The sequence below is a fragment of the Spiribacter halobius genome, assembly GCF_020883455.1.
Classification (GTDB): Bacteria; Pseudomonadota; Gammaproteobacteria; order Nitrococcales; family Nitrococcaceae; genus Sediminicurvatus; species Sediminicurvatus halobius.
Genome location: NZ_CP086615.1, coordinates 1,909,352 through 1,934,803, shown reverse-complemented (window position 1 = coordinate 1,934,803; position 25,452 = coordinate 1,909,352). Strand labels below are relative to the sequence as shown.

Sequence of the window (25,452 nt, the reverse complement as noted above, 5' to 3'; positions counted from 1 at the left end):
TCACACGGCTCGAGTGTCAGACCGCCCGCCGCGCGCCCGATGGCGTGCGCGGCGGGCGAGGACGCCCTCCCACCACCAGATCACGAGACCGCCGCCCACGAGCAGCACCGCGCCCAGCAGGGTGAACACGCTGAGCGGGTCGCCGAAGGCGGTGACACTGATTACGCTCGCGGCCAGCAGCTGCATGTACAGGAACGGCGAGAGCACCGAGGCCGGCGCCCGCGAGAAGCCGAGCACGATGCAGCCGTGACCGAGCGCCCCGAGCAGGCCCATGGCCAGCATCATGCCGAGCTCCGGCAGCGTCGGCGTCTGCCAGAACCAGGGTACGGCGAGGGTGAGCGCCACGCTGCCGAAGGCGGTGGAGTAGAACACCGTGGCAGCACGGTGGTCGCGCTCGCTCATCCAGCGGGTGATGAGCAGGTAGCCCGAGAGCATCACTGCCGCGCCCAGCGGCAGCAGCATGGCCGGATCGGCGCCAAAGCCCGGGCGCACGATCACCAGCACCCCCGCGAATCCCATCACTACCGCCGCGATGCGATGCGGGCCCACCTCCTCGCCGAGGAAGAGCCCCGCGAGCACGGTCACCAGCACCGGGGCAAAGAACATTACCGCGGTGGCGTCGGCCAGCGGCACGAACACGAGTGCCGTGTACATGCACGCCGTCACGCCGAGCAGGTTCAGCGAGCGCAGGAACTGCCCGGCCGGGCGCCTCGTGCGCAGGAAACGGAGGCTGCCCTGACGCAGCAGCAGCCATACGAACACCACCACGGTGTGCACCGCGTAGCGCGCCCAGACCACCTGGAGCACCTCCAGGCGGACTGCCAGGTGCTTGCCCATGGCGTCCATGCTGGCCAGCATCACACCCGAGGCGGCCACCAGCAGGATGCCCGCCAACGTACCCGGCGCGGCCCGCCCCGCCGCCGTCATGCCCCGCGGCCTGCCATGACCATGGCGCCACCGCCCCTCACGCTACGACGATGCGTAGCGTACGCCCTCCGTGGCCGGTACCGGCAGGGGCCGTCAGCGCACCACGGTCACCGGGCAGTGGGCGTGATGGAGCACGCGCTGGCTGACGCTGCCGAGCAGCAGCTCCTTGAAGCTGCTGAGGCCGCGACTGCCGATGACGATCATCGGGTCGGAGACAGCCTCCGCGTGCCGGATGATCGCCTCGGCGGCGTCCCCCGACACCACCTCCTGCTCCACCTCGGCCGCGGTTTCCCCCATCGCCTCCCGCGCGGCCTTGAAGGCCTTCTCGGCACTGCGGTCGCGCAGCTGGCCGAAGGCTTCCGGAGAGAAGTACTTGAGCTCCTCCGGGCGGGGCGTCTCCGTGGGGATACCGAACATTTCCACCGGATCCCTGGGGAAGGCGAACACGAGCCGTAGGGGGATGTTCAGCCCCTCGGCCAGCGTTGCCGCGAGCTGCGCCGCCCTGCCGGCGCCCTTGGAGCCGTCCACCGGTACCAGCAGCATCCTGGGTGCACCCGTCATCGCATCGTCCTCCCGCGTTGCAGTTCCCCCGCAGGGGATCCGTTGCCGTTCAGGCACAATCATGCCCGAGCCTCGGCGGAACCCTGTTGACCCGGGTCAAGGCGGCCACCGGTCCCGGTCGGCCGCGCTACCCTCCAGAATAGGTCATCATCGCGACTCGTGGCGCAGGCTTCTGGGGCTTCGCCTGGCATGCGATCCTAGCGTTCAGGAAGCACACCTGTTCGGAGGGCACGCCGGTGGCCGATCGCCCCTATCGCCTCGCCATCAACGGTTACGGCCGCATCGGCCGCTGCCTGCTGCGCGCGCTTGCCGAGCGCGGCGATGCGACCGGCATGGAAGTGGTGGCCATCAACGACCCGGCCGACGCCGCCGCCATGGCCCATCTCACCCGTCACGACACCACCCATGGCCGGTTCCCCGGAGAGGTCGCGCTGGCTGACGGCGCGCTGGAGATCGACGGGCGGTGGATCCGCCTGAGTCACGAGACCGACCCCGCACGGCTGCCCTGGGCCGAGTGCGGGGTGGACCTGGTACTGGAGTGCTCCGGCAGCTTTCGTGACCGCGCCACCGCCGAGGCCCATCTCACCGCCGGCGCCCGCCGCCTGCTGTTCTCCCAGCCTGCCAGCAGCGATGTGGACGTCACCCTGGTGCGCGGCTACAACCAGGCCGATCTGCGCCGCGGCCACCGCATCGTCTCCGCGGCCTCCTGCACCACCAACTGCCTGATTCCGCTGATCGCGACCCTGGACCAGGCGTTCGGCGTCGAGCACGGGGTGGCGACGACGCTGCACTCGGCCATGAACGACCAGCCGGTGATCGACTCGCTGCAGTCCGGCAGTCCCCGCCTGACCCGCTCGGCCCTGCAGTCCATGGTACCGGTGGATACCGCCCTGGCCCGCGGCGTGGAGCGCCTCATGCCCCATCTCGCCGGGCGCTTCGAGTGCCTGCACATGCGCGTGCCGACGATCAACGTCTCCGCCATGGATCTCGCCGTGACCCTGGCGCAGGACACCGACGCCGAGACGGTGAATGCTGCGTTCCGCGAGGCCGCGGACGGCCCCCTTTCGGGGCTGTTCGGGGTCGTGGACGACGCGGTGGCCTCGATGGATTTCAACCACGACCCGCGCTCCGGGATACTGGATGCGACCCAGACCCGCGTCGCCGCGGGGCGGCTGGTGAAGCTCATCTGCTGGTTCGACAACGAATGGGGCTTCGCCCACCGCATGCTCGACATCGCCGGCGACATCGCCCGCCTGGACCGCGCAGGAGGCTACCCATGACCGACGCGACCCTGGATGTAGCGCTGCTCGCCGGCGACCCCCACCTGCCCTACGAGTACGGCGTTGACGGCCGCTTCGGCGAGGACGAGCAGGAGGCCGTCGGCCGCGCGCGGGACGCCCTCGCCGGGCTGCCCGGCCTGCGGGTGCGCCTGCTGGACGACCACGACCGGCTGATCGACCAGCTGCGCGCCGAGCCGCCGCAGCTCGCAGTCAACTTCTGCGACACGGGCTATCGCAACCGCCTCGCCCTGGAGCCGAACGTCCCGGCGCTGCTGGAGCTGCTGGATGTCCCCTATACCGGGAGTGGCCCGGCGTGCATGGGCATCTGCGCGGACAAGGCACTGGTGCGGCATCTTGCCGTGGCCCAGGGGGTGCCGGTGCCGAACGAGACTCTGGTGGACCTGCAGTCGGACCCGCTGCCGCTGCCGGAGCTCTACCCGGCGCTGATCAAGCCGAACGACGGCTGCGGCAGCCAGGGCGTGACGCCGGACTGCGTCGTCCACGACGCCGCCTCGGCGGATGCCTGGCTGCGCCAGCTCGCCAGCAACCCGGCCCATGACCGGGCCCTCATCCAGGACTTCCTGACCGGCCCCGAATACACCGTTGGCCTCGTCGGCAATGCGGCCCAGGGCCTGGAGGTGCTGCCCATCCTGGAGGTGGACTACAGCCGGCTGCCCGCCGATCTGCCGCCGATCCTCTCCTACGGCTCCAAGGTGGACCCGGAGTCCCCCTACTGGCAGGCCCTGCGCTTCCGTGAGGCGGAGCTGCCGGAGGCGGTGCGGGCGCAGATGGTGGACCAGGCCGCGTGGCTGTTCGGCCGGCTCGGCTTCCGCGACTACGCCCGCATCGACTTCCGCGCCGGCGCCGACGGCGTGCCGCGGCTGCTCGACGCCAACTTCAACCCGACCTGGAGCTGGGACGGCAAGCTCGCGATGATGGCCGGCTGGGCAGGCTGGGACTACGCCGGACTGCTCCAGCGAATCGTCGACGCCGCCCGCGCCCGGCACGGGCTCTGAGCGCCGCCTTGCGCGACCTCCCCCGCCGTCCCGCGAGCCGGAATCTGGGTGCGCTGACCCGGCTGATCGGCTTCCTGCGGCCCTACGTCTGGCGTGCCGCCGCGGCGGCCCTGGCACTGGTGGTCGCGGCCGGCAGCGTGCTCGTCCTTGGCCAGGGGCTGCGACTGGTGGTGGACGAGGGCTTCATGGCCGGGCAGCCGGGAATGCTGGACCGGGCGCTGGCGCTGACCCTCGGGGTGATCGCGGTGATGGCGGTCGCCTCGGCGCTGCGGTTCTATCTCGTGACCTGGATCGGCGAGCGGGTGGCGGCGGACCTGCGGCATGCGGTGTTATCGCACCTCCTGAGCCTCGAGCCGGACTTCTACGAGCGCAACGGCGTCGGCGAGATCCAGTCCCGGGTGACCACCGACACCGCCCTGCTGCAGACGGTGCTCGGCTCCACCTTTTCCATGGCGGTGCGCAACGTCCTGCTGCTCGCCGGCACGCTGGTGATGCTGGTGGTGACGAGCCCCCGGCTCACCGCGCTGGTGCTGCTCGGGCTGCCGCTGGTACTGCTGCCGATGCTGATCTTCGGCCGCCGCGTGCGCCGGCTCTCGCGCCTGAGCCAGGACCGCATCGCCGAGCTCGGCAGCTACGCCGGCGAGACCCTGAGCGGCATCGCCACCGTGCAGGCCTTCGGCCACGAAGCGGAGGACCGGCGACGCTTCGACAGCCTGGTGGAGCAGGCCTTCGCCACCGCCGGGGCGCGCATCCGTCAGCGAGCCTGGCTCAACGGCGTCGCCCTCAGCCTCGCCTTTACCGCCGTCGGGGTGATTCTCTGGCAGGGCGGGCATGACGTGCTGGCCGGGCGCATGAGCGCCGGGGAGCTCTCGGCGTTCGTGTTCTATGCCGTGCTCGCCGCCGGCTCGGTGGGGGTGATCTCGGAGGTGGCCGGTGAGGTCATGCGGGCCGCCGGTGCTGCCGAGCGGCTGTTCGAGCTGCTGGACGCCCAGCCCGCCATCGCCGCCCCGCCGCAGCCCAAACCACTGCCGACACCGCCCCGCGGCGCAGTGAGCATCGACGGCGTGCGCTTCGCCTACCCGAGCCGGCCGCGCACGCCGGCGCTGGACGGCATCAGTCTCGAGATCCGCCCCGGCGAGCGCCTGGCCCTGGTGGGCCCGTCCGGCGCCGGCAAGAGCACGCTTTTCGCCCTGCTGCTGCGCTTCCACGACCCCCAGGCCGGCGCCATCCGCTTCGACGGCGTCGACCTGCGCGCCGCGGACCCGGCGGCCTTGCGGGCGCGGATCGCCCTCGTCGCACAGGAGCCGCTGCTGTTCACCGGCAGCGCCGCGGACAATATCCGCTTCGGCCGCCCGGATGCCGACGACGGCGCCATTCGCGCGGCCGCGGCCCACTGCACCGAATTCGTTGAGGCCCTGCCCGAGGGCTTCGATACCTGGCTCGGCCCGGGCGGGATTCAGCTCTCCGGGGGACAACGCCAGCGCATCGCCATCGCCCGCGCGATCCTGCGCGACCCGGCCCTGCTGCTGCTCGACGAAGCCACCAGCAGCCTCGACGCCGAGAGCGAGCGCCAGGTGCAGCACGCGCTGGAGCGGCTGATGGCGGGACGCACCAGCATCGTCATCGCCCACCGGCTGGCCACGGTGACCGCGGCGGACCGCATCGCCGTACTCGAGCAGGGCCGCCTGCGCGCGGTGGACAGCCACCACCGGCTGCTCGAGCGGGATCCGCTCTACGCGCGGCTGGCAGCCCTGCAGCTGCGCGAGCCGCGGCAACCGGCGGCGAACGAGCGGCTGGGCAACGCCTGATCGTTCGGGCTGGCCCACCTGTCTCACCGATTCCAGAGGCGAGGGCGTGGAAATGGCGGGCTAGGGCTCCCCCAGCGGCCGGATGCAGACCTCCCACACCGGCGGACCCTCCGCCACTGGCAGCCACTGGAAGCGCCCCGGGTAGCGGGCCTCGAGATGGGCCGGCAGCCGCGCCGGCGCCTCGCCGAAGACCACCAGCAGATCCTCGCCCGGCCGCAGGGCCTCCAGGGTCATGTGCAGCAGCCCCAGACGCTCCCGCGGGTCGAACAGGCGCAGGTCGATGGTGCCGCCGGGGTAGTGGCGGCGTGCTGAGGATGAATCGGGCGGGATCTCGGGCATCGGCGGACGGCTCGCAGCAGGCGCTGCCGCACAGTGTGCCATGCGGGCCGCTTGCATCAGAGCCGGAGCGCACGGCGCAGCAGCGGCGGCAGCGCCTCGGCGTCGATCCCGTCGAGGGCATTCTTGGCCGCCAGCGCCAGCTCCGTGTCCCCCTCCACCACCAGCCGGCGCTGGAAGAAGGCCGTATCCGGGTCGAGGCGGCGCCGGGCAAGCCCGACGAAGATCGCCGCAGGGCCGCGAATCACGGTGTCCGCCGCGGTGGCGGGCGGGAGCACGAGCAGCCGGCCGCGCAGCACCGTCAGCGCCAGGCGCAGGCCGATTCCCTGCACCTCGAGCACCAGCACCCTCCCTTCCAGGAAGCCCAGCCGCCCATCGCTCAGGCTGGCGGCAAGGGCGTGGTTCAGCGCGGCCTCGGCCGGGAGGCGCAGCAGGGCATCCAGAGCAGGCAGAGACGGCACGGCGGCCGGGCGCGCAATCGGTGTCATGGGCACCTCCTTCGGGCCAGACATCAGTGGTGACCCGGCGGCAGCCTAGGTCAGGCCTCCGGACCCGCGTTTGTCGCAGCGCAAACCACTGCCGAAGCGCTCTGGCAGCCTGCATCGCTGACGGGACATCGGGAGGAACGCTGCATGGAACTGGTCTGCCCCGCCGGCAGCCTGCCGGCTCTGCGGGCCGCCGTGGAGGCGGGTGCCAATGCGGTGTACACGGGCTTTCGCGACGCCACCAACGCCCGCCACTTCGCCGGCCTCAACTTCGGCGAGCGCGAGCTCGAGCGCGGCATCGAGCACGCCCGGGCCCGCGGCTGCAAGGTCTACCTCGCCATCAATACCTATCCGGGCACGGCCGGCTGGCCGCGCTGGCGGGCGGCGGTGGACCGCGCCGCGGGTCTCGGCGTCGACGCCCTCATCGCCGCCGATCTCGGCGTGCTGGACTATGCCACCGAGCGCCATCCCGGGCTGCGGCTGCATCTGTCGGTGCAGGCCTCGGCCACCAACGCCGAGGCCCTCGACTTCCACCACCGCAGCTTCGGCATCCGGCGCGCGGTGCTGCCCCGCGTGCTCTCGCTGCAGCAGGTGGCGCAGGTGGCCGCGAGCGCGCCGGTGCCGGTGGAGGTGTTCGGCTTCGGCAGCCTCTGCATCATGGTGGAAGGGCGCTGCCTGCTGTCCAGCTACGCCACTGGCCAGTCCCCCAACACCTACGGTGCCTGCTCGCCGGCAGCCCACGTGCGCTGGGAGCAGCAGGCCGGGGGCCTGGAGGCGCGGCTCAACGGCCATCTCATCGACCGCTTTGCACCCGGCGAGCGGGCCGGCTATCCCACGCTCTGCAAGGGCCGCTTCCTCGTCGGCGGCAACGCGTACCACGCCTTCGAGGAGCCCACCAGCCTCAGCAGCGTCGACATCCTTGCCGACCTGCAGCGCGCGGGGGTGGCGGCGATCAAGGTGGAGGGCCGCCAGCGCAGCCCGGCCTACGTGGCGGAGGCCACGGCCTTGCTGCGCGCGGCCATCGACGCCTGCGGCAGCGGCAGTCCGGCGCCGACCGACGCCTGGCAGCGCCGGCTCGGCGAGCTGGCCGAGGGCAGCCAGGTCACCCTCGGCGCCTATCACCGCCCCTGGGGCTGACACGGAGCCCGCCATGAGCATCCCCGAGCTGACCCTCGCCCCCATTCCCTACTTCTGGCCGCGGGAGCGCGTCTTCGCCTTCTACGCGGCCGTCCGCGACTGGCCCGTGGATACCGTGTACCTGGGCGAGACCGTCTGCCCCAAGCGCCGGGAGCTGCGCCCCGCGGACTGGGCGGCCATCGGCCAGCGGCTCGAAGCCGCCGGCAAGCGCGTGGTCATCTCCACGCTGACCCTGCTGGAGGCGGGCTCGGAGCTCGGCGCTCTGCGCCAGCTCTGCCGGGAGACGCGGTTCACCGTAGAGGCGAACGACATGGCCGCGGTCAACGTCCTCGCCCGGCTCGGCCGGCCGTTCGTCGCCGGGGGTCCGCTCAACGTCTACAACCCGCGCAGCCTCGCCCGCCTGCGTGCCGCCGGGGCGGAGCGCTGGCTCCTGGCCGCGGAGCTAGGGCGGGACGACGCCGCCGCGCTCGCCGCTGCCGAGCCGGCAATGACCCTGGAGGTCCTCGTCTGGGGCCGGCTGCCGCTCGCCTGGTCGGCCCGCTGCTTCACGGCCCGGGCGGAGAACCGCTCCCGGGACCGGTGCGGCTTCGTCTGCCAACGGGACCCGGATGGCCGGCTCACCCGCACCCGGGACGGACGGCCCTTCCTCAACATCAACGGCATCCACACCGAGTCCGCCCTCACCCAGAGCCTGGCCGCCGAGTATCCCGCCGTGGTCGCCGCCGGCGCACGCGCGCTCCGCATCGTCCCCCAGGCGGAGGGGACGGAGCAGGTCGTCGCGGGCTTCGACGCCCTGCGTCACGGTGCCGACCCAGGGGCCACCACCGCGGCACTCGCCCCGCTGGCCCCCGTCGGGACCTGCAACGGCTACTGGCATGGCCAGGCCGGGGCGGCCGAGCTTGAAGCTGCATTGTGATTACTGGTTAACTTGGCATGCGCCCGACGCACAGCCTCACCCGGCCGAACTCGACCGTGGAGCACCGACGCATGACCCAGCCGCGCACCGCTCCATCCATCGCCAGCCGGGGCGGCGCCGCGAACATCCCCTGCGAGGAGTGCGGACTCTACAAGCTCTGCTTCGCACCGCGGCTGCGGCTCGCCGCAACCGGCGGGCTGAAGCGGCTGTCGTTGCCTGCCGGCGCGACCCTGCCCGGCATGCCGGGCCCCACCGCCTGCGCCGTGCGCTCCGGCGCCCTGGAGCACCAGTGGGTGATGCCGGAGGGCGAAGTCGACGTCACCGGCTACCGGCTGCCGGGGGAAGCGCTGAGCCTGGCCGAGGGGCCCGGCGCCGCCTCCTGGGTGGCGTTGCAGCCGAGCCATCTCTGCATGCTGCCCCGGGGCGAGGTGGCCCGGCTGCTCGCCGGCGAGCGGCGGACGGCGCTGGCGCTGATGCGCCTGCTGCTCCAGGATTCGGAGGGTGTGCTTGCCGGCCTGCAGCGGGCGCGCCACGGCTCCGCGCTGCAGCGCATGGCGTCCGTGCTGCTGGACCTGCGCCGGCGCCTGCGCACCGGCTCGCATCTCGTGCTCCCAATGTCCCGCCGCAGTCTCGCCGCACACATGGACATGACCCTCGCCACGGCAAGCCGTGCCCTGTCGACGCTGGAGACCCGCGGGATCCTGCGTCGGCGCGGGCGGCGCGTGGAGATCCGCGACCCTGACGCGCTGGCGCACGTGGCCGAGCGGCCCGCCGAATCATGAGCACCGGGCCGCACGCTCGCCCCGGCGTCCCCCAGCCCATCGTCGGCTTCCACCGGGACGAGGAGGGCGACTGGGTCGCCGACCTGGCCTGTGGCCACACCCAGCACGTGCGCCACCGCCCGCCCTGGTTCCAGCGCCCCTGGGTGGTCACCGCCACCGGCCGGCGGCGCATGCTAGGCCACACCCTGCCCTGCCGGGACTGCCTCGAGGGTCGTTGAGCCTTGAGCCGGGCCACGGGCGTCAGCAACGGAGACATGAGCGACGGGTGGCTTCCAGGCCAGCATCGGCGGGATGACCTCAGCGGGCATACCGCCAAGTGAGGGAACGCGTAGCGACTGCGCGGCGCTCGCCCGCGAGTCTTGCGGCAGGGGTGGTCATGGCGGCGCTCCTGCAAGCCCTTTAGATCCCGAATGGCGACGCATCGTCCAGCGGCACCGAGGCGGCGAGCTCCTCGGCAAGGGTTTCATCACTCATCCCCTCCAGGGTCTGCGCCGCCTCGATCTGCGAGTCGGCACCCAGGGCGGTCTTGCGCACCTCGCTCCCGCCCTGCAGGGCGAAGATCAGCACATGGGTGCCGTAGGAACCGAAGGTCACGTCCACGCTCCAGCGCCGGCCCCGGTCATCGGTCAGAGTTCGCATGGCACCTCCCAGCCGCTCCGGCCGGCTCATCGCTGCGGAAACTGGTCCGCGTAGCAGACCGGCGACGCCGGCTCCCGGGGCTCGTCCTCGGCCGCGAGCTCCTCGCGCAGCACCTCGCGCAGCACCACCGCCTGGTTGTGCTCGCGGTCGCGGGCGCCGAACAGCAGCGTCACCGGCCCGCGGCGACACAAGGCCATGAGCTCGCGCAGCGCCTCCGGCACGTCGGCGAGCTCCCGTCGGTAGCGCCGGCGGAACTCCGCCCAGCGCTCCGGGTCGTGGCCGAACCACTTGCGCAGCTCGGTGGAGGGCGCGACCTCCTTCAGCCAGCGGTCCACCGCGGCATCGGCCTTGCGCACGCCGCGCGGCCAGACCCGGTCCACAAGCACACGCGTACCGTCACCCTCCTCCACCGGGTCACGCACGCGCTTGAGCAAGATATCTGCGGACATGGCCGCGTCTCCCACTGCCTCGGACCTGGCGGCACCGGAGCATTCCGGACTGCCCCATGGTACTGCGATAAAGGCGCGACGCCGATCCGGGTCACCCAGGGGTCGGGCTCAGGCGGGCTGCGACTGGTACTTCTCGCGGGCCACGCACCGCGCCCTCTCTGGCGAGCGCATGGGCAGCCGCATACCGCGTGACCCGCATGACTCACCTACGGGCCGGATACGTATAACGCATAACCCTTTCTTCCCTTGCGAGGGAGCAACCCGGTGGTCGCTAGCGACGCGTCTAACCATTATCCTGAATGAACCATTAAAGGGCTCAGTTGCGGGGCGAGAAACGCTCCACCCCGCTGCGGCCGACTGCGAGGAACCGGTTCCCATGAAGCTCACGCGCTACAGCGACTACTCCCTGCGCGTGCTGATGTACCTGGGGGTGCGCGGCGAGGGGCTCGCGACCATCAGCGAGATCGCCGAGGCCTACGGCATTTCGCGCAACCATGTCATGAAGGTGGTCTTCGATCTCGGGCGCATCGGCTACATCGAAACGGTGCGCGGCAAGCGCGGCGGCATCCGGCTGCGGCGGGCACCGGAGGAGATCAATGTCGGCGAGCTGGTGCGGCGCACGGAGACGAGCCTCGAGCTGGTGGAGTGCTTCGGCAGCGACAACACCTGCTGCCTGGCCCCGGTGTGCGTGCTGCGCGGCGCCCTCGACGAGGCCCTGCGCGCCTTTCTCGAGGTGCTTGACCGCTACACCCTGGCCGATCTCATCGCACCCCGGCGGCAGCTTGCCGACCAGCTGAAGACGATCAGCTTCGCCTGAGCCCCCTGCCCTTGCCTCGCACCCATCCGCAACCCGCCTCATGGCCTGCGACATTTAACATTTATTTGCTATACTACTTATGTGATGAATGGGAGGCCCCACCATGCCGCACAACACCCTTGACGGGCTGCGCGAGGAGCACCGCGAGCTGCACGGGCTCCTCACCATCCTCGAGCGCCAGCTCCTCAGCACCCACGACGGCGGCTCGCCGGACTTCGAGGTCATGGCGGAGCTGCTGGACTACCTCGGTGACGAGCCCGAGCGCCATCACCACCCGCTGGAGGCCCGGCTGCTCGAGCGACTCGGCGAGCGGGCGCCGCATCTCGCCAACGCCGCCGCGGCACTCAACCGGGAACGCGGGCGCGTCGTCACCGCCGGGCGCAAGCTGCAACGCATGGTGAGCGAGGTGCTCGACGGACTGATGGTCCCGCGACAGCGCCTGACCCGGCTCGGGCTGCGCTACGTCCACGGCTATCAGGCGCTCATTGCCCGCGAGGAGACGGCGGTGTTCCCCGCACTCGAGCAGCATCTCCGTACGCGCGACTGGCTCGAGCTGGTGACCGCCTGCCACTGGCACTGCGGCCTCACCGAGGTGAACCCGGAGCGGTCCGAGTACGCTGTGCTACGACGGCGGATCGTGCACGAGGCCGGCGGCCTCTGGCCAGTCGGGGTCGACGCCGCGCAACGCTGCCCCGTCTGCGACGGCCACTGACGACTAGCCCGGATATCTCACCGATTCGCGCAGCGAGGGCGTGGAGATGGCGGGCAGGACAAGGCGCGGGAGAGCTCGGGCGCGCAGGCGTACTCGACAGTACGTCGAGCACCCGGGCCGAGCGCAACGCGGGCCTGCCCGCCAGATCCGCGCCCGCAGCCGTGAATCGGTGAGATATCCGGGCTAGCGACCGTTCACCCGAGCCCCGGGCGCCAGCCCCGCCGATACGACGGGCTGGCGCCCCGCGCCCGCGCACCGGGAACCCAGCGCACTTGCGCTCCCCCCCGCTGCCCGCCGGTCACAACACCTTGGCGCCTCACGCCATGACGCGTCGCCGTGGCATCTGTACCGTACGCCTCACAGAACAAGCAATCACTATACTGCTTTGGATACAACGCACCATGGCCTCGGAGGCGCCCATCGTGACCCCACAATGCCCGCAGGACTGGGACCCACGCAGCGATGACGTGATCCGCGATCCACTCGCCGCCTACGACGGACTGCGCGCGCGCTGCCCCATGGCATGGAGCGGGCTGCTCGGTTGGACCCTGACGGACAACGCCGGCATCCGCGCGGTGCTGCAAGACCCGGAGACCTTCAGCAACTCGGTCTCGCGGCACCTGTCGGTGCCGAACGGCATGGATCCACCCCAGCACACGCCCTTCCGGCGCCTCGTCGAGCGCTACTTCGAGCCCGCCGAGGTGGCCGGACTGGAGCCCGAGCTCGACGGCATCGCCCGCGAGCTGGCCGAGGCTGCACGCGGCGCGGGGGATGTGGACCTCGTCAGTGACTTCTGCGAACCCTTCGCAGTCCGCGCCCAGTGCGCCTTCCTCGGCTGGCCGCGCTCGGTGGAGGCGCGGCTTGCGGAATGGGCGCGGCGCAACGAGGCGGCTACCCGGGAGCAGGACCGCCAGGCCCTGGCCGAGATCGCCGCCGAGCTGGATGCCCTGGTGGTGGCACTGCTCGACGAGCGCCGCGCCCTTGGGGACGACGCACCGCCGGACCGCACGACACGGCTCCTCCATGAGCAGGTGGACGGACGGCGGCTCACGGACGCGGAGATCGTCAGCATCCTGCGCAACTGGACCATGGGGGAGGTCGGCACCCTGGCGGCCTCCCTCGGCATCATCGGCGCCTTCCTTGCCGGACACCCGGCGGAGCAGGAACGCCTGCGCGCAGACCCGGCCGCAGTCCCCGACGCCATCGAGGAGATCCTGCGCCTGCACGGGCCGCTGCTCGCCAATCGCCGCCGCGTCACCCGGGACACGACCATCGCCGGCCAGCCGGTCGCCGCCGGGGATCGCGTGACGCTGCTCTGGGTGCCCGCCAACCGGGATCCGGCGGCCTTCAGCGACCCCCTAGCCTACCGCCCGGAGCGGGATCAGTCCCGCAACCTGCTCTGGGGCGAGGGCCTGCACGTCTGTCCCGGCGCGCCGCTGGCGCGGCTCGAGCTCCAGATCGCGGTGCGGGCGCTGCTGGACGTCGCCGGGCTGGCGCCGCAACCGCAGGCGACGCCCCAGCCTGCTGCCTATCCGGCCAGCGGCTTCGCGTTCGTCCCCCTGCGGCTGGAATGACGCCACCCGTCGGCGCCGGGAGACGCGGCACTTCCCGGCACTGCCGCTGTGGACTGCGGACGCAGGCGCCCGGTCGCTCCCGGCCGCTCTTCAGGCGCCGAGGTCCACCAGCAGGAACCCGAGGAAAAGGACCGTATTCAAGGCCCAGGCCACTGTCAGCCAGCGCGCCAGCACCCCGTAGAGCTCCTTCTGCACGTTGTCCGCCGCAGCCCAGACGGCCACGACGATCCAGCCGGTGTAGACCAGCAGGACCGCGCCCAGGGCCGCGATGAGCGCCGCCGACGAGCCGGCCCAGAGCATGGCCAGCAACACGATCCAGAGCACGTTGCTCGGAATGACCCCATACAGCCAGAAGACCCGGGCAAGCGGGGCAGTTTCGGGAATGATCCGGGGAAAGCTGCGATCCATGATGGATTCCTCCAGGCGTCCGCGCCCAGCGCAGTGATCGGGCGTCATATATTAGTACTCAGTTTACTAGTTACCGCGCCTACTGCCACCCGACCGGAAGCCAGCCCAGGAGAGGTCCGATGGACATTAGGCAGGAACTCGCGAGGAGTCAGGAGCTAGAGGCCGAGCGTGTCCGCTTTCTCGAGCGCACGCGCAGTCCTGGGGAGGCGCAGGCGTTCGCGCGGCGCACCCGCGGGATCTACCGCCGGGCAGTGCTCAACCGCTCGGCCCCGGCCGCCGAGCCAGTGTATCGCCTGCGCCTGATCGGCTCCTACTGCTACCTCAGACACTACCTGAATCCCGGGCCGGAAAACGGGTCCGGATCGCCGCCGCCGGCGCGCCGGGGCGGGCATGACTGAATGGGCAAGCTGACAGGCGGCTCGCGGCGGCACCCGGCCTACCCGGTGTTCTTTCCGGTCGCCGCGGCCTATGGGGCCATTGCGCTGCCGGTCTCCGTACTGGCCCTGCACGGCATGGCGCCCCTGCCCCCTCTGGCGACGCCGTGGGGGCACGCCCAGGAGCTGCTCTTCGGCTTCGGCCTCCTGGTGGCGGCCGGATTCCTGCTGAGCCGCGAGCGGCCGGCTGTGCTCGCGCTGCTGCTCGGCTTCTGGCTGCTGGCGCGCACCGCCACCCTGGTGGCTCCCGCGGGGCCCGTTGCCGCTCTCGCCGGCAGCGGCTTCGCGCTGCTCGTCGCCGCGGTGGCCGCGCCACGGTTCCTGAGCGCGGCGAAGAAGCTCCGCAACCAGACCTTCGCCCCCATCCTGATCGCCATCAGCCTGGCCGCAACGGCCTTCCACGCCGCCGGAGCCAGCCTTGGCATACCGGCGCGCTATGCGGCCGTGCATGCCGGCGTGCTGCTATTCGCGGTGCTCATGCTTTTCATGGCGGGACGCATCATCGCGCCGGCCGCGGCCGGTGCCGCCCGGCAGGCCGGGCATCACCTGGAGGCGCGCGTGCAGCCGCGTCTGGAGGCTGCCCTGCTGCTGCTCATGGCCATCGCCCTGGTGGCCATGCTGATACCTGGCGCGAGGGTCGCGGGCGGCACCGCGCTGGTGCTCGCGGGCGCGGTCGCGGCTGTGCGCCTCGCCCGCTGGCGTCTGTGGTGGAGTCGCCACCGCCCGGACCTGCTCTGCCTCGGCGCCGGCTACGCGTGGCTCGCTGTCGGCCTGCTGCTCTGGGGCGCGAGCGCCCTGCTCGGGGTACCTGGCCGCGGCGAGGCCGTGCACGCGATCACCGTCGGCGCCATGGGCACGCTCACCGTATCGGTGATGGCGCGCATCTGGCTCGTCAAGGCCGGCGCCGATCCCGCGGCGGCACCCGAACCGGTCATCGGCACGCTGCTGCTCGCGGGCGCAGCGGCGCTGCGGCTGCTGCAGCCCGGCAGCGAGCCGGCGCTACTCGCGGCCGCGGCCCTCTGGGCGCTGGCCTACCTGGTGCTGCTCGGACTTTTCCTGCGCGTTCCCCACGGTCGGAGGCGCGCGGCCCGCGCCAGCGGGGAGGCCCGAAGACGGGCGCCGGGACGTCCCTGATCGCGCCGTGCAGTTCGGAGGGGGCGCCGGGGAGCCGGGCTCACAACGGCTGGCGGATGCGGCGCACATAGGGCTTGCTCACCGCGCGCTCCCCAGGGCGATTCAACCCCCGTGTGCCCGGCGCCGGTACCGGACTGGCGAGCACGGGCTCGCCCGGCACCCAGTCGGCCGGTGTCGCCACCGGATGCCGGTCCGTGAGCTGGAGTGCGTCCAGCAGGCGCAGGACCTCGTGGAAGTTGCGCCCGCAGGCGAGCGGATAGGAGAGCATGGCGGCCACCCGGTGTCCCGGCGTGACGATGACCACCGAGCGCCCGGCGACGCGGTCCAGGGCCGGACCGCAGCCGGGCGCGCTGATGTCGGCGGCGGGCAGCATGTCGTAGGCGCGGGCGATCTCGAGCTCAGGGTCGGAGATCATCGGGAAGTTGGGTGCGATACCCTCGCTCGCGGCGATCTCGCGCGACCACTGGTGGTGGCTTGCCAGGGCATCCGCCGAGAGCGAAATCACCCGGGTGCGACGACGTTCGAACTCCGGTGCCAGGCGCGCGACAGCCGCCAGCTCGGTGGTGCAGACGGGCGTGAAATCCCCCGGGTGCGAGAACAGCATGCCCCAGTGGTGTCCCAGCCAGTCGTGAAAGGCCAGCTCGCCCACGGTGGTCTCAGCGGTGAAGTCGGGCGCCTCGTCGCCGATACGCAGCGCCATCACGCCCAGTCTCAGTGCCATGGCCGCCCTCCCGCCGGGCCGCTGACATACGCGTAAGAAGTATATCTTCTGCATATTCATTGCAACACCCGTGCCGGTGTTGCCCGTGGCCGCTTCGGCTGCTAGATTCGATATGCGAATCAGGTGCATTACAGTTACAGGAGGGATTCCCGATGCGCCACCTGCTGTCTGCGCTCGCGCTCGCCGGCCTGCTCGCTGCCTCCGGTGCGGCTGTCGCCGACGAGGTCGATCACTACGAGGCCCAGCCCTCGCGCACCCTGGAGGAGGCGCTGACCAACCTGGCCGAGTACAACGACCGGCTGAGCGCCATCATGGAAAAGGATGAGCTCACCCCCGACGATCTCGACGCCATCCACCAGCTCACCTACACGCTGGAGAACGCCCTTGCCCGGTTCAACACCGAGGTGGAGGGCATGGCGGTGAACCTCGAGGAGGTGCACCTCGCCTCCGAGCGCCTGGACCGGGAGACGCTGCGCGAGCACGGCCCCCGGTACCTGCGCAAGGCCCGCATGCTCGCCGGCCAGGACGAGTGAGCCGCAGCTGCCGGCGCACCGCCGCCGGCAGCTCTCAGTCGCAGCGCTCCACGCTTACGGTCATGGCCGTGGGCGCCAGAGAAGGCCCGAACTGCGTGAACAGCGCGACGTCTCCGGCGTCGTGACCGTAGGCGATGGCGACCCGCCCGCCCCGGGGTTCGGCCTGCGTCGGATCGAAGGCGTACCAGCGCCCCCCTACCCAGGCCTCGAACCAGGCATGCATGTCCATCGGCTCGAGCCCGTGCAGATAGCCCACCACGAGCCGCGCCGGGATTGTCAGCGCCCGGCAGAGGGCGACCCCGAGATGGGCCAGATCCCGGCATACCCCCTGCCCCCGCGCCAGCGTCTCCAGCGCCGACACCGGGACGTTACTGGTCCCCGGCCGGTAGGCGATCTCGGCGCGGATCCAGTCGTTGATGCGGCGCACCTGGTCGTAGCCGGGCCACTCGTTCGCCACCAGATGCCGGGCGCGGTCGCCGAGGCGGTCGGCCTCGCAGTAGCGGCTGGCGATGAGGTAACCCAGCAGCGAGGCCGGCAGATCCGGAACCGGCACGAACGGTGCGCCCGGGGCCGTCGCCGCGCTCGCGGCGGTCCGCACGCGGGCCCGGGCATCGATGCTGAAGGGCCCCGGGTCGGCGACAAGACGCTGACAGCGGTTGCCGAAGGTGTCCCGGTATTCGGTGACGGGGACCGCCGGCTCCACACTCAGCGCGTCCTCGGCCACCCACTGGCGATCATCGCTGCCGGGCCTCAGCATGAAGATGAACGGCGTCGGCAGGCCGACCTGGAAATCGATCCGGCAGTGGGTCGTGAGCCACAGGCTGTCGTCACCGCTCACCCGCCACCTCCTGGCGTGGCGCGGCCGCCGCGCTGGCGCACGTCAGGCAGGCCGGGTTCGGCGCAGGTCCACTCCTCGTGCAGACCGACCTCGCCATGCCGGCGAATCTCCGCCAGCACGGTGGTGTCCAGGTCCGCATAGACCCAGCCCGGCTCGTCCTCGCGTCCGCTCGCCAGCAGGCCGTCTCCAGGCAGGCCGGGCTCCGGCGGCCCGAACACCCCGGCGGCGCCGTGGTTGACGTCGATCACGGGCATCCACGGCGCCTGGCCCACCAGCGAGGCCTGCACCGTATAGCACTGGTTTTCCAGCGCCCGGGCGCGGCAGCCGATGCGCACGCGGTTGAAGCCCGTGACGCTCTCCGTGCAGCTTGGCGCGAGCAGCGTGTCCGCCCCCGCGCGCACCAGGGCACGGGCGACGTCCGGAAACTCGCTGTCATAGCAGGTGATGATGCCGAGGCCGCCGAGCGCGGTGGCGAAGCGGGTCAGCCCTTCGCCCGGCTCGAGGAGGTCAAGGCTTGTCTCGAAGCGGGTGAGGCGCAGCTTGTCCTGCCAGCCGAGCCGGCCGTGGGGGCCGAAGAGCATGGCGCGGTTGCGGTAGCGCCCGCCGCGGGCCCGCACCGGCACGCTGGGGGCGAGGATATGCAGTCCATGTCCGCGGGCGAGGTCGTGGAACAGCGCCTTGAACGCCGCCAGGTGCTCGTGCACCACGGCGAAGCCGTCCGCCGCTGTCAGCGCCTCCCGCTCATCCAGGCCGGCCAGCTCCAGCCCCCCGTACTCGGGGAAGACCAGCAGGCTCGCATCGGCGTCGGCCGCCTCGGTCACCCAGTCACCGATGCGCCGGACGTAGCCATCCCAATCCGCGGGGCGGCGGATGTCGTACTGGGCCGCCGCGATGCGCCAGCGCCCGCTCACGGCTGCAGGGCCTTCAGCCAGAACACCATGGGCTTGTCCGTCTCCTCGCTGTGGTCGAGATCCCGCCAGGCCATGCGCGCACGCAGATCGTCGCGCCGGCGGTAGCCGCGGCGCCGCCAGAAGCCATCCAGCGGCGTGTAGCCCGGCGGCCGTCGGGGATGATCCGCCGGGCGCTCCACCGCACAGAACGCGGTCCACTGGAAGCCACCGAGACCGCGGGCATGGGCCTCGCGGGCGTCGAAGAACGACACGCCGATGCCCTGCCCGCGCCACGCCGGCTCCAGCACCGACTCGCCAAAGTAGAATACCTGAGCGGGATCGAAGCCGGCGGACCGGAACGGCGCGCGCAGGTTCTCCGTCTCCTCCGCCAGCGGCATGCCGGTGGCCGCCCCCACCGCCCGATCGCCGGCAAGCGCCAGCACCACCACCGCGCCCTGGGCCTCGGCATAGGTACGCAGATAGCGCCGCTCGTAGTCGGCGTCACCCGCATACAGGTAGGGGAAATCCCGGAACACCCGGATCCGCAGGGCAGCGAGGGTGTCCAGGTGCGCCTCGAGGGAGGCACCGGTGTGCGCTTCGAGCCGTACCGGGGTCATGAACCGTGGTCCCGTGCCGAGTATGGGCGACAGGGTGACGCGCCCGTCCGGGACTGTCGAGTACGGTGCTTGCCGGGCGCCCCGCGGAGGGCCGACACTGCGCGCCCTGCCCCGGGGGGAGCCAATGACCGAGTCACGCACCGCACCCAGCCTGCCCGTCGCACTCGTTCTGCTCTGGTGTGCGGGGCTCTACCTCCGGCTGACGGTGCTCGTGGCGCCGCCGCTGGCGCCGCGCATGGCCGCGGATCTGGGGCTCAGCCAGGCCGGCACCGGCGCCCTCACGACGATTCCGGTACTGGCCCTGGCGCTGGCCTCCGTGGCCGCGGCCTTCGTGATCGCGCGACTCGGCCCCCGCCGGGCCGTGGCGCTGGCCCTGCTGGTGATCGCGCTGGGCTCGGCCGCGCGCAGCCTCGCACCGGGGGCGCTGACACTGTTCACCGCCACCGCGGTCATGGGGCTCGGTGTCGCCACCCTGCAGCCGGGCCTGCCTACCCTGCTCACCCGCTGGTGCCCGGAGCGCATTGCACTGGGCACCGCCGTCTACATGAACGGCATGCTCCTCGGCGAGATTGCGGGCGCCGGGCTCACCCTCCCCGTGCTCATGCCGCTGCTCGGCGATGACTGGCGCCTCGTGCTGGTGGCCTGGTCGGCGCCTGCAGTGCTGCTGGCCGCCGGTCTGCTGCTGCGCCGGGACGATGACCACCCCGGCCCCAGTGGCGGCGCCTGGATGCCGCGCTGGCGCGATCCGCTGGTCTGGCGCCTCGGTGCCCTGCTCGGCGCCACCGCCTGCCTGTTCTTCGGCACCAACGCCTATCTCGGCTCCGTGCTCGGCGGACGTGGCGAAACCGACTGGCTGGCCACCGGGCTGATCATGCTGAACGGCAGCCAGGTCGCCTCCTCGCTGCTGATGCTGCGGGTCGCCCGGCACTGGGTGGGCCGGCCGCAACCCTTGCTTTGGCTCTCCGTATTCGGCGGCATCGGTCTCGCGGGCTTCCTCGTGCTGCCGGGCTGGGCGGGGCTGAGCGCCGCGGCGCTGGTGGGCTTCTGCTCCGGGGTGCTGCTGATACTGCTGGTGGCACTGCCACCGCTCTATGCGGGCAATGACGGCACCGCGGCACTCTCCGCCGGCATGTTCACCGTGGGCTACAGCATTGCCTTCCTGGTCCCGCTACTCGGGGGCGCCCTGGCCGACGCCCTCGGGCGCCCCACGGCCGCGCTCTGGCCGATTCTCGCCTATGTCGCCGCCACGCTGGCGCTGACGCTGAGGCTGCCGGCGCCTGTGGCAATTCGGGACTATTGATGTAACCATAATACTTCTTCAAACAGGAGGATCGACAATGCCTACGAGAAACGGCAAGGCGACATGGCACGGGGCGGTTCCCGGTGGCACCGGCGAGGTGACGACCCAGTCCGGGGCGCTGTCGGCGGCGTACTCGTTCCCGTCCCGTTTCGAAGACGGCGACGGCTCCAACCCGGAGGAGCTCATTGGTGCCTCCCACGCCTCCTGCTATGCGATGGCGTTCTCCCTGTTGCTCGGCCAGAAGGGCTACCGGGTCGAGCGCATCGATGCGCAGGCGGAGGTCACCATCGACGAGGTGGATGGCCGCCCGACCATCACTGGCTCCGAGCTCAGCGTCAGCGGCCGGGTCGAAGGCATCGATGCGGCCGAGTTCGAGCGCATCGCGGAGGAGGCCAAGGGCTTCTGTCCGGTCTCGCGTGCCCTGGCCGGCACCAACGTCACGTTGACCAGGGCGGAGCTCGGCTCCGGCTGACCGGCTGAACGGAGCGTGTGTGAAGGGTGCCCTGGCGGGCGCCCCCCACACGCGCTGACGGGCACGGCCCGGCACCGGTTTTGCCTGCAGGCCGTCGCGGTGCGCATCCGCCCAGCAGGGTCGCGCCTGCCGCTCGGCGGGCCGAGGCGGTATCATGCGGGCAGCAGCCAGGGGACCGGAATGCTCGGCGGGACGACGCAGTTCGAGGTGGAGTTCGACAACGGTCGTGCCCGGCGGCGGCGCGGCCAGCCACCCCCGGGCTTCGTCGACGCCTGCGACGACATCGCCCGGCTCTACGACATCCGCAGCGGCACGGTGCGCGGCGTGGGCCTGCGCAGCGCGCGGCGCTTGAAGTTCTCCCGCGACGTCCCCGAGCGCGCCCGCCAGCCCATCCGCAATGTCTGGACCCCACCCCCCACCGGCGGCTCCGGCAACCGCCGGGCTCGCGGGTAATCGAACGATTCCTGTGCGCCGCCGGCAAGCGATTCGGGCCTTGCTGTTCAACACAACGACACAACGGACACAACGAATCACATCGGAAGAGGTTTCTTACTGCGCTGAAAGATAACTTCCTGGCATTGTGTTCCGTTGTGTCCGTTGTGTCGTTGTGTTTAATCGGGGGCTTCGCTGAACCGCTGCCTACCGATTGTCCTCCAGGATCATCTCGGCGGCCTTCTCGGCGATCATGAGGGTGGGGGAGTTGGTGTTGCCGGAGGTGATGGTGGGCATCACCGAGGCGTCCACCACTCTCAGGCCGGGGACGCCGTGGACGCGCAGGCGGGGGTCGACCACCGCGTCCGGCTCGCTCGCCGGGCCCATGCGGCAGGTGCCGACCGGGTGGAAGATGGTGGTTCCGATGTCGCCGGCGGCCTTTGCCAGCTCGTCGTCGCTCTGCACCCCAGCGCCCGGGAGCAGCTCGTCCGGGGAGAAAGCCTGCAGCGCCGGGGCGGCGAGGATGTGGCGGGTGACACGGATGGCGCTCGCCGCCACCTCGCGGTCGCGCTCGGTGCTGAGATAGTTCGTGAAGATGCTCGGTGCGCTGCGCGGATCGGGGTCGCGCAGCACCACGCGACCCCGGCTCTCGGGGCGCAGGTTGCAGACCGAGGCGGTGAGCGCCGGGAACGGATGCAGCGGGTCGCCAAGCTTGTCCGTGCTCAGCGGCTGCACGTGGTACTGGAGGTTCGGCCGGGTCTCGCGGTCGTCGCTGTAGGTGAAGCAGCCGAGCTGGCTCGGGGCCATGGACAGCGGGCCGGAACGGCGCAGGGCGTACTCCATGCCCATGGCGATGCGGCCCCAGAGGCTGTTCACCCGCTGATTGAGGGTGACCGTGTTCTGAACCCGGAACACGGTGCGGATCTGCAGGTGATCCTGCAGATTCTCGCCCACGCCAGGCAGCGCACGCGCCACCTCGATGCCGAGGCGCTGCAGCGTCTCCCCGGGGCCGATGCCCGATGCCTGCAGCAGGCAGGGTGAGCCGACGGAGCCGGAGGCCAGCAGGATCTCGGCGTTGGCCTCGGCCCGCTGCCGCTCGCCGTCTCGGCGCAAGCGAATCGCGCGCACGCGCCCCTCGGCCAGCTCCAGCCACTCTGCCTGGGCGCCGGTAACGACGGTGAGATTGCGGCGGCGGCGAACGGGGTGGAGAAACGCCCTGGCCGCGCTCACCCGGACGCCGCGGCGCTGATTGACGTGGAAGTAGCCGCAGCCGTTGTTGTCGCCGGTATTGAAGTCGTCGGTCCTGGGGATGCCCACTTGTTCGGCGGCATCCCGGAAGGCCTCGAGGATCTCCCAGGAGAGGCGCTGTCGCTCCACGCGCCACTCGCCGCCCTGGGCATGCCACTCGTTGTGAATGAAGGCGTGATCCTCATGGCGCAGGAAGTAGGGCAGCACTTCCTCCCAGCCCCAGCCGGGATTGCCGAGGTCGCGCCAGTGATCGTAGTCCTGGGCCTGGCCGCGCATGTAGATCATGCCGTTGATGGCGCTGCTACCGCCGAGCACCCGCCCGCGCGGATAACCGAGGCTGCGGCCGTTGAGCCCGGGATCGGGCTCGGTGCGCAGGCACCAGTCGGTGCGCGGGTTGTTCATGGTGTAGAGGTAGCCCACGGGGATGTGGATCCAGAGGTAGCGATCCGCGCCGCCCGCCTCCAGCAGCAGTACCTGGTTCTGCGGGTTGGCGCTGAGGCGGTTGGCCAGCAGGCAGCCAGCCGTGCCGGCGCCGACGATGATGTAGTCGAACCGGCCGAGCTCGCGCGTGGCCCCCATGCCTCGGTCTCCTCCCCTCGCGCCAGGGCCTGGACGCCCTCGGCTCAGCTCACACGGCGTGGCCGTTGCCGGCGGCGCCGTTCGGCTTGTGCCAGCTGTAGAAGTGCATGGGCGGGACGTTGAGCAGCTCGAGCTCCACTTCCGGGTCCCCCAGCAGCTCGCGGCCCAGCACCATGACCTGGTCGCGGAACTGATAGGCGACGAAGCGGCCACCCTCGGCGAGGGAATCCCAGACGGCGCGGATAATGCCCTGCCCAACCGCCTTCGGCATGGTGGAGAACGGGATCCCGGAGAAGACCACCTCCGGAGCGGGCAGCTCGTGCTCGCGCAGGATGTCGGCGATGTCCTCGGCGCTGCCGTGGTGCGGGATCAGTCGCGGATCGTCGAACTCCTCGAGCACGCGGGCGAACTCGGCATTCGCCTCGATGGCCAGCAGACGTGAGTCCGCAGGCATGGCGTCGAGCACGGCACGGGTGGTCCCGCCGGTACCCGGGCCGAGCTCCACGAGCGTTCTTGCGCTACTGGCGGCGGTGGTGCGCACGATGCGCCGCTCGAGGAAGCGGGAGCTGGGGATGATCGAGCCCACCTGCTTCGGGTTGCGCAGAAACCCCTGGAAAAAGGTGACTCGGTGGATCGGTTGCGGCATTCCCCCCTCCTGATGGCGCGACTGAAGACGCGCCATAGGGTAGCACCGGAATGCCTCGAACCACTCCCCGGCCATCGCCTGGGCAGGTAAACGGCGGGCAGCCGGGGCGCCCTGCCGGGGCGTGCACCCCGGTACGGCGGAGACTCCCAGCCCGTCACTGCACCAGGGGCGAGTCCGCTGTCTCCAGCTCGATGCCCTCGATCTCCGCTGCCCCCGCCAGCACCGCGATGTACTGGCGTATCGCCCGCCGCCGCGTGCGCTCGGTGAGGTACTCCGCGATCCGTGCGCGCACCGCGTCGTAGGGCTGCTGGCGGCCCTCGGCGCGCTGCAGCACCTCTACCACGTGCCAGCCATAACGGCTGCCGAGCGGCCGGGTGCACAGGCCCTCGGGCTGGCGCAGCAGCACCTCGTCGAGCTCGGGCACGGTGGAGCCGCGCTCGAGCTGGCCGAGGTAGCCGCCCTCCTCCCGCGACGGGCAGGCGGAGTGCTCCCGGGCGAGCGCCGGGAAGGCCTCGGGGTCCGTCTGCAGGCTGGCGATCAGGCGCTCGGCCAGGTCGCGCTGGCGGTCCTGCTCCTCCAGGTCGTCCGGGTGGGCGGGCAGCAGGATATGACGCGCCACCAGCACCGGCGAGGTGGTGAAGCGCTCCGGGTTCTTGTCGTAGTAGGCGCGGCAGGCCGCCTCGTCGGCGGTGGGCACGGGCGCGTCCTCGGCAAGCAGCGCATCCAGGCGCCGCTCCTCGTCCTCCTCTTGCGGCAGGCCGAGCTCGTCGGCCCGCTGGCGCAGCAGCTCGCGCACCACCAGGGCCACGGCGGCCTGGTGCTGGCGCTCGCGGATGTCCCCGCCCTCGTAGTGGGCGGACTCGACGTTGACGGCGTGGTCACTGATCTCGACGCCATTGACGGTAATGGGCATGGCGGCCTCGGTCCTCATTGCCGGCGGTATTCCCGGGCGGGATGTCGCACACGGCCCTTGGCCGTGCACGACCTACGCAAGGGGTAGGGCGTGCACGGCAGGGGTGCGACGGCTCCCGCTCACGCGCTGCGCTGGCGCACGATCTGGTAGCGACGCGCGATGTAGGTGTAGGGCACGCTCCAGATGTGCACGAGCCGGGTGAACGGGAACACCAGGAACACCACCAGCCCCAGGAAGATGTGCAGCTTGTAGATCCAGTGCACGCCCGCAATCATCTCCGCCGCGCCCGGCTGGAAGGTCACGATCTTCTGCGCCCAGCCGGTGAGCAGCAGCATGGTCGAGCCGTCCAGATGGTCCACGGAGACGAAGATCGTGCCCATGCCGAGGATGAGCTGGACGTAGAGCAGCACCAGGATGAACACGTCGCCCTGGGAGCTCGTGCGCCGCACCCGTGGGTTGGTCAGCCGCCGGTGCAGCAGGAAGGCTCCACCGACCAGCGCCAGAATGCCGAACAGGCCACCCGCCGTCATCGAGGCCACCTGCTTGAACGAGGTGCTGATGCCGATGGCGTGGTAGACCGCCGGCGGGGTCAGCATGCCGAAGAAGTGCCCGAAAAAGAGCAGGATCATCCCGGCGTGGAACAGGTTGTTGGCGATCTGGAAGCGCCGGCTGGAGTCCAGCAGCTGGCTGGTGTTGGTCTTCCAGGTGTACTGGCTCATGTCGAAGCGCACCAGGCTCCCGGCGAGGAACACGGTTCCGGCGACGTACGGGAAGTAGCCGAAGAGAAGGTTGTTCAGGAATTCCATGGTCGGGATCTCCGCCTGTGGATCAGCTCAATCGTTACCGCG

The 25,452-nt window shown here is 71.2% G+C and carries 31 protein-coding genes; 16 read left to right on the top strand and 15 right to left on the bottom strand.

The window, feature by feature from the left end; genetic code table 11:
- Both LMH63_RS08805 and LMH63_RS08800 read right to left on the bottom strand, forming a co-directional pair.
- Entirely contained in the window at positions 1–927 is a 927-nt protein-coding gene (locus LMH63_RS08805; protein WP_109679215.1) for a DMT family transporter, read from the bottom strand.
- A gap of 93 nt (positions 928–1,020) precedes the next feature.
- A complete protein-coding gene (locus LMH63_RS08800; RefSeq protein WP_109679216.1) occupies positions 1,021–1,488 on the bottom strand; it encodes a universal stress protein in 468 nt (155 codons plus the stop codon).
- A gap of 236 nt (positions 1,489–1,724) precedes the next feature.
- Here LMH63_RS08800 and LMH63_RS08795 point away from each other — a divergent pair, with 236 nt between their 5' ends.
- Genes LMH63_RS08795 through LMH63_RS08785 form a run of 3 tightly spaced genes read left to right on the top strand, consistent with a single transcriptional unit; the run spans position 1,725 to position 5,592 of the window.
- Positions 1,725–2,768 carry a type I glyceraldehyde-3-phosphate dehydrogenase gene (locus LMH63_RS08795; RefSeq protein WP_109679217.1) on the top strand — a complete coding sequence of 348 codons (1,044 nt, stop codon included), beginning with the start codon at positions 1,725–1,727 and terminating at the stop codon, positions 2,766–2,768.
- Positions 2,765–3,784: a D-alanine--D-alanine ligase family protein gene (locus tag LMH63_RS08790; protein WP_109679218.1), complete on the top strand. Its 1,020-nt coding sequence runs from the start codon at positions 2,765–2,767 to the stop codon at positions 3,782–3,784. Before LMH63_RS08795 ends, LMH63_RS08790 begins: the two co-directional genes overlap by 4 nt.
- Before the next feature lie 8 nt (positions 3,785–3,792).
- Entirely contained in the window at positions 3,793–5,592 is a 1,800-nt protein-coding gene (locus LMH63_RS08785; protein WP_199225692.1) for an ABC transporter transmembrane domain-containing protein, read from the top strand.
- 60 nt (positions 5,593–5,652) lie between these two features.
- On the opposite strand, the gene LMH63_RS08780 is transcribed toward LMH63_RS08785, so the two are convergent.
- Together LMH63_RS08780 and ubiT are read right to left on the bottom strand one after the other, a co-directional pair.
- Positions 5,653–5,931, bottom strand: a complete 279-nt coding sequence (locus tag LMH63_RS08780) for a DUF2249 domain-containing protein (RefSeq protein ID WP_158280401.1) — start codon at positions 5,929–5,931, stop codon at positions 5,653–5,655.
- 56 nt (positions 5,932–5,987) lie between these two features.
- The gene (gene ubiT / locus LMH63_RS08775; RefSeq protein WP_158280402.1) at positions 5,988–6,416 is read right to left on the bottom strand and encodes a ubiquinone anaerobic biosynthesis accessory factor UbiT; all 429 of its coding nucleotides are present in this window, start codon (positions 6,414–6,416) and stop codon (positions 5,988–5,990) included.
- A gap of 144 nt (positions 6,417–6,560) precedes the next feature.
- Between ubiT and ubiU the strand changes: the two genes are divergently transcribed.
- The 4 genes from ubiU (at position 6,561) to LMH63_RS08755 (ending at position 9,466) form a co-directional block, all read left to right on the top strand.
- Positions 6,561–7,550, top strand: a complete 990-nt coding sequence (gene ubiU / locus LMH63_RS08770) for a ubiquinone anaerobic biosynthesis protein UbiU (RefSeq protein ID WP_109679221.1) — start codon at positions 6,561–6,563, stop codon at positions 7,548–7,550.
- A gap of 13 nt (positions 7,551–7,563) precedes the next feature.
- On the top strand, positions 7,564–8,466 hold the full coding sequence (gene ubiV, locus LMH63_RS08765) for a ubiquinone anaerobic biosynthesis protein UbiV (protein WP_109679222.1): 903 nt from the start codon (positions 7,564–7,566) through the stop codon (positions 8,464–8,466).
- Between the two features lie 71 nt (positions 8,467–8,537).
- Positions 8,538–9,248: a Crp/Fnr family transcriptional regulator gene (locus LMH63_RS08760; RefSeq protein WP_109679223.1), complete on the top strand. Its 711-nt coding sequence runs from the start codon at positions 8,538–8,540 to the stop codon at positions 9,246–9,248.
- Positions 9,245–9,466: a DUF3565 domain-containing protein gene (locus LMH63_RS08755; RefSeq protein ID WP_109679224.1), complete on the top strand. Its 222-nt coding sequence runs from the start codon at positions 9,245–9,247 to the stop codon at positions 9,464–9,466. The genes LMH63_RS08760 and LMH63_RS08755 overlap by 4 nt, the downstream gene beginning before the upstream one ends.
- Before the next feature lie 181 nt (positions 9,467–9,647).
- On the opposite strand, the gene LMH63_RS08750 is transcribed toward LMH63_RS08755, so the two are convergent.
- A complete protein-coding gene (locus LMH63_RS08750) occupies positions 9,648–9,887 on the bottom strand; it encodes a hypothetical protein (RefSeq protein WP_229332770.1) in 240 nt (79 codons plus the stop codon).
- A gap of 26 nt (positions 9,888–9,913) precedes the next feature.
- The gene (locus LMH63_RS08745; protein WP_229332769.1) at positions 9,914–10,336 is read right to left on the bottom strand and encodes a DUF488 domain-containing protein; all 423 of its coding nucleotides are present in this window, start codon (positions 10,334–10,336) and stop codon (positions 9,914–9,916) included.
- A gap of 376 nt (positions 10,337–10,712) precedes the next feature.
- Between LMH63_RS08745 and LMH63_RS08740 the strand changes: the two genes are divergently transcribed.
- From LMH63_RS08740 to LMH63_RS08730, 3 genes are all read left to right on the top strand, one after another.
- Positions 10,713–11,153 carry an RrF2 family transcriptional regulator gene (locus LMH63_RS08740; protein ID WP_229332768.1) on the top strand — a complete coding sequence of 147 codons (441 nt, stop codon included), beginning with the start codon at positions 10,713–10,715 and terminating at the stop codon, positions 11,151–11,153.
- A gap of 103 nt (positions 11,154–11,256) precedes the next feature.
- Positions 11,257–11,865 carry a hemerythrin domain-containing protein gene (locus tag LMH63_RS08735; RefSeq protein WP_158280502.1) on the top strand — a complete coding sequence of 203 codons (609 nt, stop codon included), beginning with the start codon at positions 11,257–11,259 and terminating at the stop codon, positions 11,863–11,865.
- 422 nt (positions 11,866–12,287) lie between these two features.
- Positions 12,288–13,439 (top strand): cytochrome P450, encoded by a 1,152-nt coding sequence (locus tag LMH63_RS08730; protein ID WP_199225774.1) that lies wholly within the window; start codon positions 12,288–12,290, stop codon positions 13,437–13,439.
- A 90-nt stretch (positions 13,440–13,529) separates the two neighbouring features.
- On the opposite strand, the gene LMH63_RS08725 is transcribed toward LMH63_RS08730, so the two are convergent.
- Positions 13,530–13,847 (bottom strand): hypothetical protein, encoded by a 318-nt coding sequence (locus LMH63_RS08725; protein WP_109680410.1) that lies wholly within the window; start codon positions 13,845–13,847, stop codon positions 13,530–13,532.
- Positions 13,848–13,966: 119 nt separating this feature from the next.
- Here LMH63_RS08725 and LMH63_RS08720 point away from each other — a divergent pair, with 119 nt between their 5' ends.
- Both LMH63_RS08720 and LMH63_RS08715 read left to right on the top strand, forming a co-directional pair.
- Entirely contained in the window at positions 13,967–14,245 is a 279-nt protein-coding gene (locus tag LMH63_RS08720; RefSeq protein ID WP_229332767.1) for a hypothetical protein, read from the top strand.
- The gene (locus LMH63_RS08715) at positions 14,246–15,415 is read left to right on the top strand and encodes an NnrS family protein (RefSeq protein WP_229332766.1); all 1,170 of its coding nucleotides are present in this window, start codon (positions 14,246–14,248) and stop codon (positions 15,413–15,415) included.
- A gap of 40 nt (positions 15,416–15,455) precedes the next feature.
- On the opposite strand, the gene LMH63_RS08710 is transcribed toward LMH63_RS08715, so the two are convergent.
- Positions 15,456–16,136, bottom strand: a complete 681-nt coding sequence (locus LMH63_RS08710; RefSeq protein WP_229332765.1) for a redoxin domain-containing protein — start codon at positions 16,134–16,136, stop codon at positions 15,456–15,458.
- A 152-nt stretch (positions 16,137–16,288) separates the two neighbouring features.
- Between LMH63_RS08710 and LMH63_RS08705 the strand changes: the two genes are divergently transcribed.
- Positions 16,289–16,669: a DUF6746 family protein gene (locus LMH63_RS08705; RefSeq protein ID WP_109680043.1), complete on the top strand. Its 381-nt coding sequence runs from the start codon at positions 16,289–16,291 to the stop codon at positions 16,667–16,669.
- A gap of 34 nt (positions 16,670–16,703) precedes the next feature.
- Here the strand turns inward: LMH63_RS08705 and LMH63_RS08700 are convergent, their stop codons facing one another.
- Genes LMH63_RS08700 through LMH63_RS08690 form a run of 3 tightly spaced genes read right to left on the bottom strand, consistent with a single transcriptional unit; the run spans position 16,704 to position 19,014 of the window.
- On the bottom strand, positions 16,704–17,489 hold the full coding sequence (locus LMH63_RS08700) for a transglutaminase family protein (protein ID WP_109680046.1): 786 nt from the start codon (positions 17,487–17,489) through the stop codon (positions 16,704–16,706).
- A gap of 14 nt (positions 17,490–17,503) precedes the next feature.
- Positions 17,504–18,418 (bottom strand): carbon-nitrogen hydrolase family protein, encoded by a 915-nt coding sequence (locus LMH63_RS08695; protein WP_158280471.1) that lies wholly within the window; start codon positions 18,416–18,418, stop codon positions 17,504–17,506.
- Complete coding sequence (locus tag LMH63_RS08690; protein ID WP_109680041.1) at positions 18,415–19,014, bottom strand: GNAT family N-acetyltransferase; 600 nt, start codon at positions 19,012–19,014, stop codon at positions 18,415–18,417. The genes LMH63_RS08695 and LMH63_RS08690 overlap by 4 nt, the downstream gene beginning before the upstream one ends.
- A gap of 124 nt (positions 19,015–19,138) precedes the next feature.
- Here LMH63_RS08690 and LMH63_RS08685 point away from each other — a divergent pair, with 124 nt between their 5' ends.
- The 3 genes from LMH63_RS08685 (at position 19,139) to LMH63_RS08675 (ending at position 21,239) form a co-directional block, all read left to right on the top strand.
- Positions 19,139–20,314 carry an MFS transporter gene (locus tag LMH63_RS08685; protein WP_109680040.1) on the top strand — a complete coding sequence of 392 codons (1,176 nt, stop codon included), beginning with the start codon at positions 19,139–19,141 and terminating at the stop codon, positions 20,312–20,314.
- A gap of 37 nt (positions 20,315–20,351) precedes the next feature.
- A complete protein-coding gene (locus LMH63_RS08680; protein WP_109680039.1) occupies positions 20,352–20,786 on the top strand; it encodes an OsmC family peroxiredoxin in 435 nt (144 codons plus the stop codon).
- Positions 20,787–20,966: 180 nt separating this feature from the next.
- A complete protein-coding gene (locus LMH63_RS08675; protein ID WP_109680038.1) occupies positions 20,967–21,239 on the top strand; it encodes a DUF3634 family protein in 273 nt (90 codons plus the stop codon).
- Positions 21,240–21,425: 186 nt separating this feature from the next.
- On the opposite strand, the gene LMH63_RS08670 is transcribed toward LMH63_RS08675, so the two are convergent.
- From LMH63_RS08670 to narI, 4 genes are all read right to left on the bottom strand, one after another.
- Positions 21,426–23,045, bottom strand: a complete 1,620-nt coding sequence (locus tag LMH63_RS08670) for a GMC family oxidoreductase (RefSeq protein ID WP_109680037.1) — start codon at positions 23,043–23,045, stop codon at positions 21,426–21,428.
- A 49-nt stretch (positions 23,046–23,094) separates the two neighbouring features.
- A complete protein-coding gene (locus tag LMH63_RS08665) occupies positions 23,095–23,691 on the bottom strand; it encodes a class I SAM-dependent methyltransferase (protein WP_109680036.1) in 597 nt (198 codons plus the stop codon).
- A gap of 154 nt (positions 23,692–23,845) precedes the next feature.
- A complete protein-coding gene (locus LMH63_RS08660) occupies positions 23,846–24,622 on the bottom strand; it encodes a peptidylprolyl isomerase (protein WP_229332764.1) in 777 nt (258 codons plus the stop codon).
- A 101-nt stretch (positions 24,623–24,723) separates the two neighbouring features.
- Complete coding sequence (narI, locus tag LMH63_RS08655) at positions 24,724–25,410, bottom strand: respiratory nitrate reductase subunit gamma (RefSeq protein ID WP_109680035.1); 687 nt, start codon at positions 25,408–25,410, stop codon at positions 24,724–24,726.
- Positions 25,411–25,452: the final 42 nt, after the last annotated feature.